General features: G+C 41.6%; 14 protein-coding genes and 1 other annotated feature. Of the genes, 13 read left to right on the top strand and 1 reads right to left on the bottom strand.

All coding sequences use genetic code 11. The features are described from left to right. Positions 1 to 78: 78 nt before the first annotated feature. The 13 genes from mecA (at position 79) to ATE37_RS02355 (ending at position 13,835) form a co-directional block, all read left to right on the top strand. Positions 79 to 816, top strand: a complete 738-nt coding sequence (gene mecA, locus ATE37_RS02420; RefSeq protein WP_084867545.1) for an adaptor protein MecA — start codon at positions 79 to 81, stop codon at positions 814 to 816. Between the two features lie 151 nt (positions 817 to 967). Continuing rightward, complete coding sequence (locus ATE37_RS02415) at positions 968 to 2,254, top strand: homoserine dehydrogenase (RefSeq protein WP_084867544.1); 1,287 nt, start codon at positions 968 to 970, stop codon at positions 2,252 to 2,254. A 1-nt stretch (position 2,255) separates the two neighbouring features. Then, a complete protein-coding gene (gene thrB / locus ATE37_RS02410; RefSeq protein ID WP_084867542.1) occupies positions 2,256 to 3,125 on the top strand; it encodes a homoserine kinase in 870 nt (289 codons plus the stop codon). Positions 3,126 to 3,384: 259 nt separating this feature from the next. Next, complete coding sequence (msrB, locus tag ATE37_RS02405; protein WP_084867540.1) at positions 3,385 to 4,323, top strand: peptide-methionine (R)-S-oxide reductase MsrB; 939 nt, start codon at positions 3,385 to 3,387, stop codon at positions 4,321 to 4,323. A 59-nt stretch (positions 4,324 to 4,382) separates the two neighbouring features. Further along, the gene (locus ATE37_RS02400) at positions 4,383 to 6,107 is read left to right on the top strand and encodes an ABC transporter ATP-binding protein (protein WP_084867538.1); all 1,725 of its coding nucleotides are present in this window, start codon (positions 4,383 to 4,385) and stop codon (positions 6,105 to 6,107) included. 1 nt (position 6,108) lies between these two features. Continuing rightward, a complete protein-coding gene (locus ATE37_RS02395) occupies positions 6,109 to 7,857 on the top strand; it encodes an ABC transporter ATP-binding protein (RefSeq protein ID WP_084867537.1) in 1,749 nt (582 codons plus the stop codon). A 100-nt stretch (positions 7,858 to 7,957) separates the two neighbouring features. Next, positions 7,958 to 9,217, top strand: a complete 1,260-nt coding sequence (locus ATE37_RS02390; RefSeq protein WP_084867535.1) for a TRZ/ATZ family protein — start codon at positions 7,958 to 7,960, stop codon at positions 9,215 to 9,217. Between the two features lie 61 nt (positions 9,218 to 9,278). After that, positions 9,279 to 9,414: a sequence feature (ribosomal protein L10 leader region), on the top strand. A gap of 37 nt (positions 9,415 to 9,451) precedes the next feature. Further along, on the top strand, positions 9,452 to 9,952 hold the full coding sequence (gene rplJ, locus ATE37_RS02380) for a 50S ribosomal protein L10 (protein WP_001287266.1): 501 nt from the start codon (positions 9,452 to 9,454) through the stop codon (positions 9,950 to 9,952). A 71-nt stretch (positions 9,953 to 10,023) separates the two neighbouring features. Beyond that, positions 10,024 to 10,392 carry a 50S ribosomal protein L7/L12 gene (rplL, locus tag ATE37_RS02375; RefSeq protein ID WP_001196962.1) on the top strand — a complete coding sequence of 123 codons (369 nt, stop codon included), beginning with the start codon at positions 10,024 to 10,026 and terminating at the stop codon, positions 10,390 to 10,392. Positions 10,393 to 10,622: 230 nt separating this feature from the next. Next, entirely contained in the window at positions 10,623 to 11,525 is a 903-nt protein-coding gene (locus ATE37_RS02370) for a DUF2268 domain-containing putative Zn-dependent protease (protein WP_084867533.1), read from the top strand. Positions 11,526 to 11,587: 62 nt separating this feature from the next. Then, positions 11,588 to 11,956, top strand: a complete 369-nt coding sequence (locus ATE37_RS02365) for an EXLDI protein (RefSeq protein WP_084867532.1) — start codon at positions 11,588 to 11,590, stop codon at positions 11,954 to 11,956. Positions 11,957 to 12,169: 213 nt separating this feature from the next. Further along, the gene (locus ATE37_RS02360) at positions 12,170 to 13,174 is read left to right on the top strand and encodes an NADP-dependent oxidoreductase (protein ID WP_084867530.1); all 1,005 of its coding nucleotides are present in this window, start codon (positions 12,170 to 12,172) and stop codon (positions 13,172 to 13,174) included. Between the two features lie 16 nt (positions 13,175 to 13,190). Further along, on the top strand, positions 13,191 to 13,835 hold the full coding sequence (locus tag ATE37_RS02355; protein ID WP_084867528.1) for a TetR/AcrR family transcriptional regulator: 645 nt from the start codon (positions 13,191 to 13,193) through the stop codon (positions 13,833 to 13,835). A gap of 206 nt (positions 13,836 to 14,041) precedes the next feature. Here the strand turns inward: ATE37_RS02355 and ATE37_RS02350 are convergent, their stop codons facing one another. After that, the gene (locus ATE37_RS02350; protein ID WP_084867527.1) at positions 14,042 to 14,527 is read right to left on the bottom strand and encodes a GNAT family N-acetyltransferase; all 486 of its coding nucleotides are present in this window, start codon (positions 14,525 to 14,527) and stop codon (positions 14,042 to 14,044) included. Between the last annotated feature and the right edge of the window lie 24 nt (positions 14,528 to 14,551).

Below are 14,551 nucleotides of genomic sequence, written 5' to 3'. Positions count from 1 at the left end.
ACATTCTTGCTTCATTCTTTTGATAAAATCGTAAAAATCTAGTATAATAGATAGACTGAAAGTATGAGGTTACTAGATATGAAGATGAAACAAATTAGTGATACAACACTGAAAATCACGATGACTTTAGATGATTTGATGGATCGGGGAATGGAGATTGCAGACTTTCTCGTTCCTCAGGAAAAAACCGAAGAGTTTTTCTATGCTATTTTAGATGAGTTAGAGATGCCAGACAATTTCTTGGACAGTGGCATGCTAAGTTTCCGTGTGACGCCAAAACCTGATAAGGTCGACGTCTTTGTGACCAAGTCCAAGATTGACCAGAATCTGGATTTTGAAGATTTAGCGGATCTACCCGACATGGAAGAATTAGCCCAAATGTCGCCGGATGAATTTCTCAAAACCTTGGAAAAGAGCATTGCAGACAAGACCAAAGACGATATTGAGGCTATCCAATCTCTAGAGCAGGTCGAAGCAAAGGAAGAAGAGCAAGAGCAGGCAGACAAGGAGACTGAGGGCAAGAAAGAATCTTATATCTACTATATCCTGCGCTTTGCAAGCCTTGCTGACTTAGTTGCTTTTGCAAAGACGGTTAACTACCAGATGGAAACATCTGAACTCTATAAGATGAATGGACAGTACTATTTGACAATCTTGGTTGATGTGGCAAATCATCCTGGTCCATATCCAGCCTGGCTCTTGGCTCGTATGCGTGAGTTTGCAGACGACAGTGACATCAGTCGCTCAGTCTTGCAAGAGTATGGGCAAATCTTGATCAATCACGATGCAGTTCTCGGTCTGCAAAAAATCGGATAATCATTTCTGGAAATCTTTTTCTGGACTTTAAGGAGAACGAATCGTCTGATTCGTTTTTTCTTTACCAGACTGAAATAGTGATTTACTATAATAGGAATTTTCACAAAATTCTGTTATAATGGCTATATCAGAAAATTTCTAGGAGACAAACATGACAGTTAAAATTGCTTTACTTGGATTTGGTACCGTTGCAAGTGGCGTACCATTCCTCCTAAAGGAAAATGGAGAAAAAATCGTTCAGTCAGCTCATTCAGAGATTGAAGTGGCTAAGGTATTGGTCAAGGATGAAGATGAAAAGAACCGCTTGCTTGCAGCAGGGAATGACTTTAACTTTGTGATCAATGTAGATGATATTTTGTCAGATAAAGACATTACAATCGTAGTGGAATTGATGGGGCGTATCGAACCAGCTAAAACCTTTATCACTCGTGCCTTAGAAGCTGGGAAACACGTTGTTACTGCTAACAAGGACCTTTTGGCTGTCCATGGTTCAGAATTGTTAGAAATTGCTAAAGAGCATAATGTAGCACTTTACTACGAAGCAGCTGTTGCTGGTGGGATTCCAATTCTTCGCACTCTAGCAAATTCATTGGCTTCTGATAAAATCACGCGCGTTCTTGGTGTCGTTAACGGAACTTCCAACTTCATGATGACCAAGATGGTCGAAGAAGGCTGGTCTTATGATGATGCTCTAGCTGAAGCTCAAAGACTTGGTTTTGCAGAAAGCGACCCTACAAATGACGTGGATGGGATTGACGCAGCCTACAAGATGGTGATTTTGAGCCAGTTTGCTTTTGGTATGAAGGTTGCCTTTGACGATGTAGCCCACAAGGGAATCCGCAACATCACACCAGAAGACGTAGCTGTAGCCCAAGACCTGGGTTATGTAGTGAAATTGGTTGGTTCTATCGAGGAAACTCCTTCAGGTATTGCTGCAGAAGTGACTCCAACCTTCCTTCCTAAAGCACATCCACTTGCCAGTGTGAATGGGGTAATGAACGCAGTCTTTGTGGAGTCTATCGGCATCGGTGAATCGATGTACTACGGACCAGGTGCGGGTCAAAAACCAACTGCAACAAGTGTTGTAGCGGACATTGTCCGTATCGTTCGTCGCTTGAATGATGGTACCATTGGTAAAGACTTCAACGAATACAGCCGTGACTTGATCTTGGCTAATCCAGAAGATGTCAAAGCTAATTACTACTTCTCAATCTTGGCTCCAGACTCAAAAGGTCAGGTCTTGAAATTGGCTGAAATCTTTAATGTTCAAGATATTTCCTTCAAGCAAATCCTCCAAGATGGCAAAGAGGGTGACAAGGCGCGTGTCGTCATTATTACACATAAGATCAATAAAGCACAACTTGAGAATGTTTCAGCTGAGTTGGCCAAAGCTTCAGAATTTGACCTCTTGAATACCTTCAAGGTGTTAGGAGAATAGGATGAAGATTATTGTACCTGCAACCAGTGCCAATATTGGGCCAGGTTTTGATTCGGTCGGTGTAGCTGTAACCAAGTATCTTCAAATTGAGGTCTGTGAAGAACGGGATGAGTGGTTGATTGAACACCAGATTGGCAAATGGATTCCCCATGACGAGCGTAATCTCTTGATCAAGATTGCTTTGCAAATTGCGCCAGACTTGCAACCGAGACGCTTGAAAATGACCAGTGATGTTCCCTTGGCGCGTGGCTTGGGTTCTTCTAGCTCGGTTATCGTTGCTGGGATTGAACTTGCTAATCAACTGGGCAAGCTCAACTTATCTGACCATGAAAAGTTGCAGCTGGCTACTAAGATTGAAGGACATCCTGACAATGTGGCTCCAGCTATCTATGGAAATCTCGTTGTTGCAAGTTCCGTTGAAGGGCAAGTCTCTGCTATCGTAGCAGACTTCCCAGAATGTGATTTTCTAGCTTATATTCCCAACTATGAATTGCGCACTCGAGACAGCCGCGGTGTCTTGCCTAAGAAATTGTCCTATAAGGAAGCTGTTGCGGCTAGTTCTATCGCAAATGTGGCCGTTGCAGCCTTGTTAGCAGGAGATATGGTGACAGCTGGTCAAGCAATCGAGGGGGACCTCTTCCACGAGCGCTATCGTCAAAGTCTGGTCCGTGAATTTGCGACGATTAAGCAAGTAGCCAAAGAGAATGGAGCCTATGCAACCTATCTCTCTGGTGCCGGACCGACAGTTATGGTCTTGGCTTCTCACGACAAGATGCCAGCGATTAAGGCAGAATTGCAAAAGCAGTCTTTCAAAGGAAAACTTCATGATTTGAAAGTTGATACCCAAGGTGTCCGTGTCGAAACAAAGTAAAGAAATAGAAGACAGGATGGGGAAACTCTTGATTAGAGGGCTTCCTGTCCTTTTTTTGAAAAGAAGTTTATACTCAATGAAAATCAAAGAGCAAACTAGGAAACGAGCCGCAGGCTGCTCAAAACAGTGTTTTGAGGTTGTGGATAGAACTGACGAAATTAGCTCAAAATACTGTTTTGAGGTTGCAGATGTAAGCTGACGTGGTTTGAAGAGATTTTCGAAGAGTATTAGTTAAAAACTTGATAAAGGAGAAATAAAGATGGCAGAAATTTATCTTGCAGGTGGTTGTTTTTGGGGCCTAGAGGAGTATTTTTCACGAATTTCAGGCGTATTAGCAACCAGTGTTGGCTACGCTAATGGCCAAGTCGAAACGACCAATTACCAGCTACTCAAGGAAACAGACCATGCAGAGACTGTTCAAGTGATTTATGATGAGAAAGCTGTGTCACTCAGAGAGATTTTGCTTTATTATTTCCGTGTTATTGATCCCTTGTCTATTAACCAGCAGGGGAATGACCGTGGTCGCCAATATCGAACGGGGATCTATTACCAAGATGAAGCAGACTTGCCAGTTATCTACACAGTGGTGCAGGAGCAGGAGCGTATGCTGGGTCGAAAGATTGCAGTTGAAGTGGAGAAACTTCGCCACTACATTTTGGCTGAAGACTACCACCAAGACTATCTCAAGAAAAATCCTTCCGGTTACTGTCATATTGATGTGACCGATGCTGAGAAGCCATTGATTGACGCCTCTAACTATGAAAAGCCTAGTCAAGAAGCGTTGAAGGAAAGCTTAACTGAAGAATCCTACCGTGTTACCCAAGAAGCTGCCACAGAAGCGCCGTTTAGTAATGCTTATGACCAAACCTTTGAAGAAGGGATTTATGTAGACATCACGACGGGTGAGCCACTCTTTTTCGCTAAGGATAAGTTTGCCTCAGGTTGTGGTTGGCCAAGTTTTAGCCGTCCGATTTCTAAGGAATTGATTCACTACTACAAGGACCTGAGTCATGGAATGGAGCGAATCGAGGTTCGTTCTCGGTCAGGTAATGCTCACTTGGGTCATGTTTTCACAGATGGACCTCAGGAGTTAGGTGGTCTGCGTTACTGTATTAATTCTGCTTCCTTACGCTTTGTAGCCAAGGATGAGATGGAAAAAGCAGGATATGGCTATCTATTACCTTACTTAAACAAATAAAACGGAGATGGTGGGGCTTCCCACTTTCTTCATTTCCAGAATAAGAATAGAAGAGACTTATGAAACACTTACTATCTTACTTCAAACCCTACATCAAAGAATCGATTTTAGCCCCCTTGTTCAAGCTACTAGAAGCTGTGTTTGAACTCTTGGTTCCCATGGTGATTGCAGGGATTGTTGACCAATCCTTGCCCCAGAGAGATCAAGGGCATCTATGGATGCAGATTGGCCTGCTCCTTATCTTTGCAGTGATTGGCGTTTTAGTGGCCTTGGTAGCCCAGTTTTACTCAGCCAAGGCAGCGGTTGGGTTTGCCAAAGAACTGACAGACGACCTTTATCGTCATATTCTTTCCTTACCCAAGGACAGCAGAGATCGTCTGACAACTTCTAGCTTGGTGACTCGCTTGACTTCGGATACTTACCAGATTCAGACTGGTATCAATCAATTCCTGCGCCTCTTTTTGCGAGCGCCTATTATCGTTTTTGGTGCCATTTTTATGGCCTATCGCATCTCAGCTGAGCTGACTTTCTGGTTCTTAGTCATGGTTGTCATTTTGACAATCGTCATTGTAGGACTCTCTCGACTGGTCAATCCTCTCTACAGTAGTCTCAGAAAGAAAACGGATCAGCTAGTTCAGGAAACGCGCCAGCAATTGCAAGGGATGCGAGTTATTCGTGCTTTTGGACAAGAAAAACGAGAGTTACAGATTTTTCAAACCCTTAACCAAGTTTATGCTAGATTACAAGAAAAGACAGGTTTCTGGTCTAGTTTGTTAACACCTCTGACCTATCTGATTGTTAATGGAACTCTTCTTGTCATCATCTGGCAGGGCTATATTTCAATTCAAGGAGGTTTACTCAGTCAAGGTGCCCTCATTGCCCTCATCAATTATCTCTTGCAGATCTTGGTGGAATTGGTTAAGCTCGCTATGCTGATAAATTCCCTCAACCAGTCCTACATCTCAGCCAAGCGAATCGAGGAAGTCTTTGCCGAAGCTCCAGAGGATATTCATTCAGAATTAGAACAAAAGCAAGTTACTACTAAAGAGGTTTTACAAGTTAAGGAATTGACCTTTACCTATCCTGATGCGGCCCAGCCTTCTCTGAGAAACATTTCCTTTGATATGAAGCAAGGGCAAATCCTTGGTATTATCGGAGGTACTGGTTCTGGTAAATCAAGCTTGGTTCAAGTCTTACTTGGTCTTTATCCAGCAGACAAGGGAAGCATTGACCTTTATCGAGATGGACGTAGTCCTCGTAATCTTGAGCAGTGGCGGTCTTGGATTGCCTATGTACCTCAAAAAGTCGAACTCTTTAAAGGAACTATTCGTTCCAACTTGACATTGGGTTTCAATCGAGAAGTATCTGACCAGCAACTCTGGCAAGCTTTGGAGATTGCGCAAGCTAAGGATTTTGTCAGTGAAAAGGAAGGACTCTTAGACGCCTTAGTTGAGGCAGGAGGGCGAAATTTCTCAGGCGGACAAAAACAAAGGCTGTCTATTGCTCGAGCAGTATTGCGCCAAGCTCCATTTCTCATCCTAGATGATGCGACATCGGCCCTCGACACCATTACCGAGTCCAATCTCTTGAAAGCTATCCGAGAAAATCTGCCAAATACAAGCTTAATCTTGATTTCTCAACGGACTTCGACACTTCAGATGGCTGACCAGATTCTCCTCTTGGAAAAAGGTGAGCTCCTAGCTGTTGGCAAGCACGAGGATTTGATGAAGACTAGTCAAGTCTATCGTGAAATCAATGCATCCCAACATGGAAAGGAGGACTAGCATGAAACGACAAACTGCAAACCAGACGCTCAAACGTTTAGCCGTAGATTTAGCAAGCCATCCCTTCCTCCTTTTCCTAGCCTTTCTAGGAACTATTGCCCAAGTTGGCTTATCAATTTACCTACCTATTCTGATTGGACAGGTCATTGACCAAGTTCTAGTGGCTGGTTCTTCACCAGTTTTTTGGCAGATTTTTATCCAGATGATCTTGGTGGTTATAGGAAATACACTGGTACAATGGGCTAATCCTCTTCTTTATAATCGCCTAATCTTTTCTTATACCAGAGACTTGCGAGAGCGAATCATCCATAAGCTCCATCGGTTACCGATTGCTTTTGTGGATCGGCAAGACAGTGGAGAGATGGTCAGTCGTGTGACCACGGATATAGAACAGCTGGCAGCCGGCTTGACCATGATTTTTAACCAATTTTTCATTGGTGTTTTGATGATTTTGGTTAGTATTCTAGCCATGCTCCAAATTCACCTCCTCATGACCCTCTTGGTCTTGTTGTTGACGCCACTGTCCATGGTGATTTCACGCTTTATTGCCAAACGTTCCTATCATCTCTTTCAGAAGCAAACAGAGACCAGGGGGATTCAGACTCAGTTGATTGAAGAATCGCTTAGCCAGCAGACTATTATCCAGTCCTTTAATGCTCAGACAGAGTTTATCCAAAGACTGCATGAGGCGAATGCCAACTACTCAGGCTATTCTCAGTCAGCCATCTTTTATTCTTCAACGGTCAATCCTTCGACTCGCTTTGTCAATGCGCTCATTTATGCCCTTCTTGCTGGAGTGGGAGCCTATCGTATCATGATGGGGTCCACCTTGACCATTGGACGTTTAGTGACTTTTTTGAATTACGTCCAACAGTACACCAAGCCCTTTAATGATATTTCTTCTGTTTTAGCCGAGTTGCAAAGTGCTCTCGCTTGCGCAGAGCGCGTCTATGCTGTCTTAGAAAGTCCAGAGGTGGCTGAAACAGGTAAGGAAGTCTTGACCAGTGACCAAGTTAAGGGAGCCATTTCCTTTAAGCATGTTTCTTTTGGTTACCATCCTGAAAGGATCTTGATTAAGGATTTGTCTATTGATATCCCAGCTGGTAGCAAGGTAGCCATCGTTGGTCCAACGGGTGCTGGTAAGTCAACTCTCATCAATCTCCTCATGCGTTTTTATCCTATTAACTCGGGAGATATCTTGTTAGATGGGCAATCCATTTATGATTATACCCGAGCGTCATTGAGACAGCAGTTTGGGATGGTACTCCAAGAAACCTGGCTCAAGCAAGGGACCATTCATGACAATATTGCCTTTGGAAATCCTGATGCCAGTAGGGAGCAGGTGATTGCAGCCGCAAAAGCAGCCAATGCAGACTTTTTCATCCAACAATTGCCACAGGGATACGATACCAAGTTGGAAAATGCAGGAGAATCTCTCTCTGTTGGGCAAGCCCAGCTCTTGACCATCGCTCGAGTCTTTCTAGCTATCCCTAAGATTCTTATCTTAGACGAGGCGACTTCTTCCATCGATACACGGACAGAAGTGCTTGTTCAGGATGCCTTTGCCAAACTCATGAAGGGGCGCACAAGCTTTATCATTGCTCACCGTTTGTCAACCATTCAGGATGCGGATTTGATTCTTGTCTTGGTAGATGGTGACATTGTTGAGCATGGTAACCATCAGGATCTCATGGCTAGAAAGGGCAAGTATTACCAAATGCAAAAAGCTGCGGCTTTTAGCTCTGAATAATCCTTTCTATTTTGCAATCAATATTATGGAAAAAAGTTGCCTTCGGGTGACTTTTTTGTTACAATAGCTAGAAAAATCAGGGTCTTAGAAGGAGAAAACAATGAAAGTCTATCAGCATGTAAATATCGTGACTTGTGACCAAGATTTCCATGTTTATCTGGATGGTATTTTAGCCGTTAAGGATTCTCAAATCGTCTATGTTGGTCAAGAGAAGCCAGAGATTTTAGAGCAAGCTGAGCAGATTATAGACTATCAGGGAGCCTGGATTATGCCTGGTTTGGTCAATTGCCATACCCATTCTGCTATGACAGGTTTGCGAGGGATTCGGGATGATAGCAATCTCCATGAATGGCTCAATGACTATATCTGGCCAGCAGAAGCAGGATTTACTCCCGACATGACTACCAAGGCGGTCAAAGAAGCTCTGACAGAAATGCTCCAGTCAGGAACAACAACCTTCAACGATATGTATAATCCCAATGGTGTGGATATTGAGAGAATTTTTCAGGCAGTTAAGGCTTCCAAGATGCGTTGTTATTTCTCACCGACCCTCTTTTCTTCAGAAGCTGAAACAACAGCTGAGACCATAAGCAGAACACGAGCCATCATAGAGGAAATTTTAGGATATGAAAATCCAAATTTCAAGGTTATGGCAGCTCCACATTCTACGTATAGTTGTAGTAAAGATTTGCTGGAAGCGAGCTTAGATATGGCAAAAGAGCTGGACATTTCTATCCATATCCATGTGGCGGAGACCAAGGAGGAATCAGGAATTATCCTGAAACGCTATGGCAAACGCCCCCTCGCCTTTCTAGAAGAACTGGGTTACTTAGATCATCCGTCTGTTTTTGCTCATGGGGTCGAGCTAAACGAACGAGAAATTGAACGTTTGGCAACCTCTCAAGTGGCTATCGCCCACAATCCTATCAGTAATCTAAAACTGGCCTCAGGAATCGCTCCAATCATCCAACTGCAAAAAGCAGGAGTAGCAGTCGGAATTGCGACTGATTCCGTTGCTTCCAATAACAATCTAGATATGTTTGAGGAAGGACGGACCGCAGCCCTTCTTCAGAAGATGAAAAGTGGAGATGCCAGCCAATTTCCTATCGAAACAGCTCTTAAGGCACTGACAATCGAAGGAGCTAAGGTTCTTGGAATGGAAAATCAGATAGGAAGCCTAGAAGTCGGTAAGCAAGCAGATTTTCTCGTTATTCAACCAAAAGGAAAAATCCATCTCCAACCTCAGGTAAATATGCTCTCTCACCTCGTATACGCAGTCAAATCCAGTGATGTTGATGATGTTTATATCGCTGGAGAACAGGTGGTTAAGCAAGGCAAAGTTTTGACAGTAGAGATTTAAAAAAATTTAAAAAAAGTTTGAAAAAATCTTGCATTCTTTTTTTGTCTATGCTATACTTATATACGGTTTGAAAAAACTGCCTAAGACAGTAGGGGAGCTCGACTCATAAAGATCCTACCGAGGACAAAACGTATCATGTAAAAAGAAGCGTATTGTACTTTCGTGTCTAGGTTTGGGCGCGTTTTTCTTTTGAAAAATTCCCCAAGCAAAATAATTACGGAGGTGAACACACTAATGAGTGAAGCAATTATTGCTAAAAAAGCGGAACTAGTTGACGTAGTAGCTGAAAAAATGAAAGCTGCTGCATCTATCGTCGTTGTAGACGCTCGTGGTTTGACAGTTGATCAAGATACAGTTCTTCGTCGTGAGCTTCGTGGAAGCGAAGTTGAGTATAAAGTTATTAAAAACTCAATCTTGCGTCGTGCAGCTGAAAAAGCTGGTCTTGAAGATCTTGCATCAGTATTTGTTGGACCATCTGCTGTAGCATTTTCTAATGAAGATGTTATCGCGCCAGCGAAAATCTTGAACGACTTTGCTAAAAACGCTGAAGCACTTGAAATCAAAGGTGGTGCAATCGAAGGCGCTGTCGCATCTAAAGAAGAAATCGTTGCTCTTGCAACTCTTCCAAACCGCGAAGGACTTCTTTCTATGCTCCTTTCTGTACTTCAAGCGCCAGTGCGCAACGTTGCTCTTGCAGTCAAAGCGGTTGCAGACAACAAAGAAGACGCAGCTTAATCTTAAGCTACGCAGCGTAGCATAGCTACGAAAAACTATTATAATTAAAAACTTATTTGGAGGAAATAACAATGGCATTGAACATTGAAAACATTATTGCTGAAATTAAAGAAGCTTCAATCCTTGAATTGAACGACCTTGTAAAAGCTATCGAAGAAGAATTTGGTGTAACTGCAGCTGCTCCTGTAGCTGTAGCTGCAGCTGGTGCTGCTGACGCTGGTGCTGCTAAAGATTCATTTGACGTTGAATTGACAGCTGCTGGTGACAAAAAAGTTGGCGTTATCAAAGCTGTACGTGAAATCACTGGTCTTGGACTTAAAGAAGCTAAAGAACTTGTTGATGGTGCACCAGGTGTCATCAAAGAAGGCGTTCCAACTGCAGAAGCTGAAGAAATCAAAGCTAAATTGGAAGAAGCTGGAGCTTCAGTTACTCTTAAATAATAGAGCAACTACATTAGTAGCTTAAAAACATGATTAAACCGCTATTCTTAAGATTAGCGGTTTTTCTGTTCAAAAAGGGTAAACCTACTTGAAATTATAGTATGATACAAAAGATTTAGTATGTCATTTTTTCCAAAAGTTACTAGAATTTTGATAGAAATTCAATTTTCTTCTTGACCCTGACCTTGGGTAAGGGATTATATTAATAGTAGATAAGAAAGGAGATTACTATGAAAATCAATATGATTCGTTCAGATAAAGTTTATCAAGAGATGCTAGAGCTACCCTTAGAAAAGAGAGAAGGTTGCTTTCGAGCCAAAATATTAGCACCTTTTGCAACGAAATACCAAACTCAACACATTCCTTTAAAAGCGAAGTATCCTGGAGGATTTGATGCTTTGTTCCTACTTGGTTTTATGAATCAGCTACCCGGAACTCTGTCAGAGAAGGATAGACCAGCTATCGACGCTCTGAGCTCTGATCAACTCTGGCAAAATTGTCAAGATACCATCAAGAGGAGTATTGGTCTTTTTGAGCAAGCTGGCTATGATTTAGAGGTTGAGGATTACCATTTTACTATTTTATTGGGCAACTCTGAAAAGGCCATGTTACAGCTCAATAAGGGTTATAGTGGAGATGGTGGAATTCCAGGTTACCTCATGCTTAGTCTGCTACCGAATGACTATACTTTGCCACGTGTGCAAGCGGCTCTGGCCCACGAGTGCAATCATAATGTCCGCTTCCAATTTATCAAATGGAACCATCAGACGACATTAGCAGACTGGGTAGTCAGTGAAGGCTTGGCAGAGTCTTTTGCAGCTGAGCTCTATGGCAAAGATCTCATTGGGCCTTGGGTTACTTCAATCAGTCCAGAACAGTTAGAAGAGATTAAGCCCATCATCTCAAGTCAGCTTCAGCTAACAGGGATGGCGGAAATGGCTCCTTATCTTTACGGTGATGAAATAGCTGAGATTCAAGGTCAAATACCGGTTGGAATGCCCTATGCTGCAGGCTATGCTTATGGTTATCATCTGATACAAGCCTATCTGAAAAAGACTGGCAAGACTATTATTGAAGCAACAGTGATGCCTACAGAAGAGATTATAGAGGCAACTAAAGACTTTTGGAAATGACACTTTGGCTTGATAATCTGCCAGAATCTGATATAATGTAGGTAATTTCTGGAGGTGACTATATGTACTATAAAAGAGTTGAATTGAAAGTCACAAATCAAGGGATCCATGAGCACAAGATTTTTCAAGGTGTTAAGATTTTCAGTCGTAGCAAGTTATCCAAAGATCGGAAAAGCATTCTAACACAGAAGCTTTACCTGACACCGAAGCAGAACATCGTTTACTATCAACGGACAGATATCAACTATAACCAGAACTGGCATCATCATAAGGACTATTTCGAACTAGCTTATGACCAGTTGGACAGAGAAACTATCTTTAAGGTTTGTCAAGATTTTGACGAACTAAGTCCTTTTCTGGAGAATGAGCTACTGGAGAAGCTAAAAGAAAAGCAGTCAACAGGCAAATTTTTTGAAAAATTAGATATATAAAAATCCGACTGCTTTCATAAGCAGTCGGATTTCTCTAATTTATAGTTTGATAATCTTTCATAAGAGAAAATAGATCTATTTTTATCATGAACAGCTAACTTAGTTAGAAGTTTTGGAAACAGTATAGTTGAAATCTATGAAGAATAAGTGTATAATCAAGAAAAATGATTGAGTGCTCACTCAATTTTGTAGATGTGTAAAGGAGTTCATACAATGGTTGTTCAAGCAATACAATATAGTCGTTTCGGTGATGAAGAAGTGTTAGATTTAGTGAACATTAAATCTGATTCTTTGAAACTGAATCAAGTTAGGGTAGAAGTTCATGCAGTTGGTTTAAATCCTATTGATTATAAGACTTTTGAAGGTGCAAAGCCACTCCGATTTCTATCTTTTATGACGAAACTAAGGAAGCCAAGTCGTTGGTTTGAGTCAAAATCATCTCTTTTTCCAAGAGGTGTTGGTCGGGATTTTGCTGGAGTTATCACAGAAGTTGGTGAAGGAGTAAATCGGTTTGCAGTAGGGGATAAGGTTTTTGGAACAATGATTAGTGACCCTGGATTGGGGACCAAGAGGGGAGCTTTGGCAACAGAAGTTTGTGTCAATGAATCAGAAATTGTGTTGAAACCAGAGATGATTGATATGAACCATGCAGCTACTATGGGTGTAGCCTCTCTAACAGTGGGAGGTGCTTTTAGAAAGATTGAGCTAAACTCTAAAGATGTTGTAGTTATTTCAGCAGCGGCAGGTGGTATTGGAAGTATTGCAGTACAGTATGCAGTTGCTAAGGGTGCGACAGTTATTGGAATTGCAAGTAAGAAAAATTCAGATTATCTGAAGTCCTTAGGTGCCATACCAGTAGCTTACGAAGAGAACATCCAGAATGCTCTTCTATCAGCAAGTACAAAGCCAATTACAAAATTCTTGGATTGCTATGGAAGTGATTATGTTAAATTGGCTTTCAGTTTGGGGTTGAAGGGCACGGCTATTGGAACGCTAGTACCTTCACCATATGTTATGATAAAAGGTGCCCATTTCACGGGTCCGAGACATTCCACATATGATGATTTTAACACTCTAGCGGAAATGGTCTCAGAAGGGAAGATTCAGCTGAATATTGACCAGGTTTATGATTTTTCTCTAAAGTCAGTTAGAGAGGCATATCGTAGCCTGAAGTCGGGACACACTCGAGGTAAGAAAGTTGTAAAAGTAATAGGGTAGGAGAGAGGTGCCAGCAATGGAAAGTTTAGAACAAAAGTATGCTCAGACATTAGAAAATAGCAACCTGAGCTTAAAACAACGTCAAGTTTTATTATCAAGTCTAAAGTTATTTTCAGAAATTGGCTTTGAAAATACAACAGCTAGCCTTATTTCTAAGGAGGCTGGAGTTTCAGAAGGGACAGTTTTTAGTTACTTTAAAACCAAGGAAGGCATCTTAGAAGCTATTCTGTCAACTTTTCTCGAACAGGTTATTCCAGATGTGATTGCTGATTTTTCTGAGAAGAAATTTACAGCAAACCAAGAGTCTTTTCCGCTATTTTTGAGAAGCATTGTTCGAGATAGACTAGTTTTCATTCATAAGAATCAAATGCAAGTTAAAATTCTCTTGAGTCGTTCTTTTATTGATAAAACTATTTCTGATCAGTTAGGTAATGTCATTGTTCACTCTATCATTAAGCCAATTAGTTCAGTTCTGAATCAGTTTAAAGAAAAAGGTGTTATCCGAGATTGGTCTAATGAAAGAATCGTTCGCTATATTTTGGCTTTGAGTCTTTCTTATGCTCTTCCAATGATGTTGAATGATAATGAGGACCTAGACATAGATGAAACAGTAAATGAAATAGTTGAATGCCTGTCTTTTGCCTTAGTAGAGGTAAAATAGATCTTGACTTTAAGCTTACTATTAGAAATAGTGGGCTTTTTTAAAACTAATACAAAAATCCCCAATCAGAGCGATTGAGGATTGAACAAATGAATTTTAAACAATACCTTTACTATCATAGCCTAGGCTACATTTTTAAAAGTTGTTTTAGCTGTGTTGAGGGTGTTAGTACTGATGCCCTCAACTCGATCAGAGTATATTGACATCTATTCATCTGATAAGAGGGATTTTATCATCCAGATATTCATAGCTGGGTGGCCGACGGCGTTAGAAAGTGGTTCTTGCAGTGATGTGAAACCGTAGTGTTGATAGATGGCTACAGCCGTAGCCAGTTCAGTAGAGGTTTCTAGATAAAGCTGTTCATAACCTGCTAAGTGGGCTTTCTGGAATATCCGCTTTATCAACCTGCTGGAATAACCTTTGCCACGGCTATTTTTAGTGACATACAGTTTTTGTAATTCAGCAATCTTATCGGACACAGGTGCAAAGCCACCACAGCCAACCAGCTGTCCTTCATCTTCCAGAATAAAGTAAGCTGCTCTCTCTTGCTGTTGATAATAGTCGGCCAAATGATCTAGATGAGAATCAAAGTAGACAGTTCCTGGTTTGTCAAGTCCGAATTCTTCTAGGCTAGCTCGAATGAGCTGCGCTACAGCTGGATTGTCTCTTACTTCCATTGGCCGTAAGTTCATCATTTGTCCTCCGATAGGATGTAT

The sequence above is a fragment of the Streptococcus oralis subsp. tigurinus genome (assembly GCF_002093575.1).
In the GTDB taxonomy this organism is placed as follows: domain Bacteria; phylum Bacillota; class Bacilli; order Lactobacillales; family Streptococcaceae; genus Streptococcus; species Streptococcus oralis_CH.
Note: the sequence above shows the minus strand (reverse complement) of the source record. Positions and strands in the feature narration are given on the sequence as shown.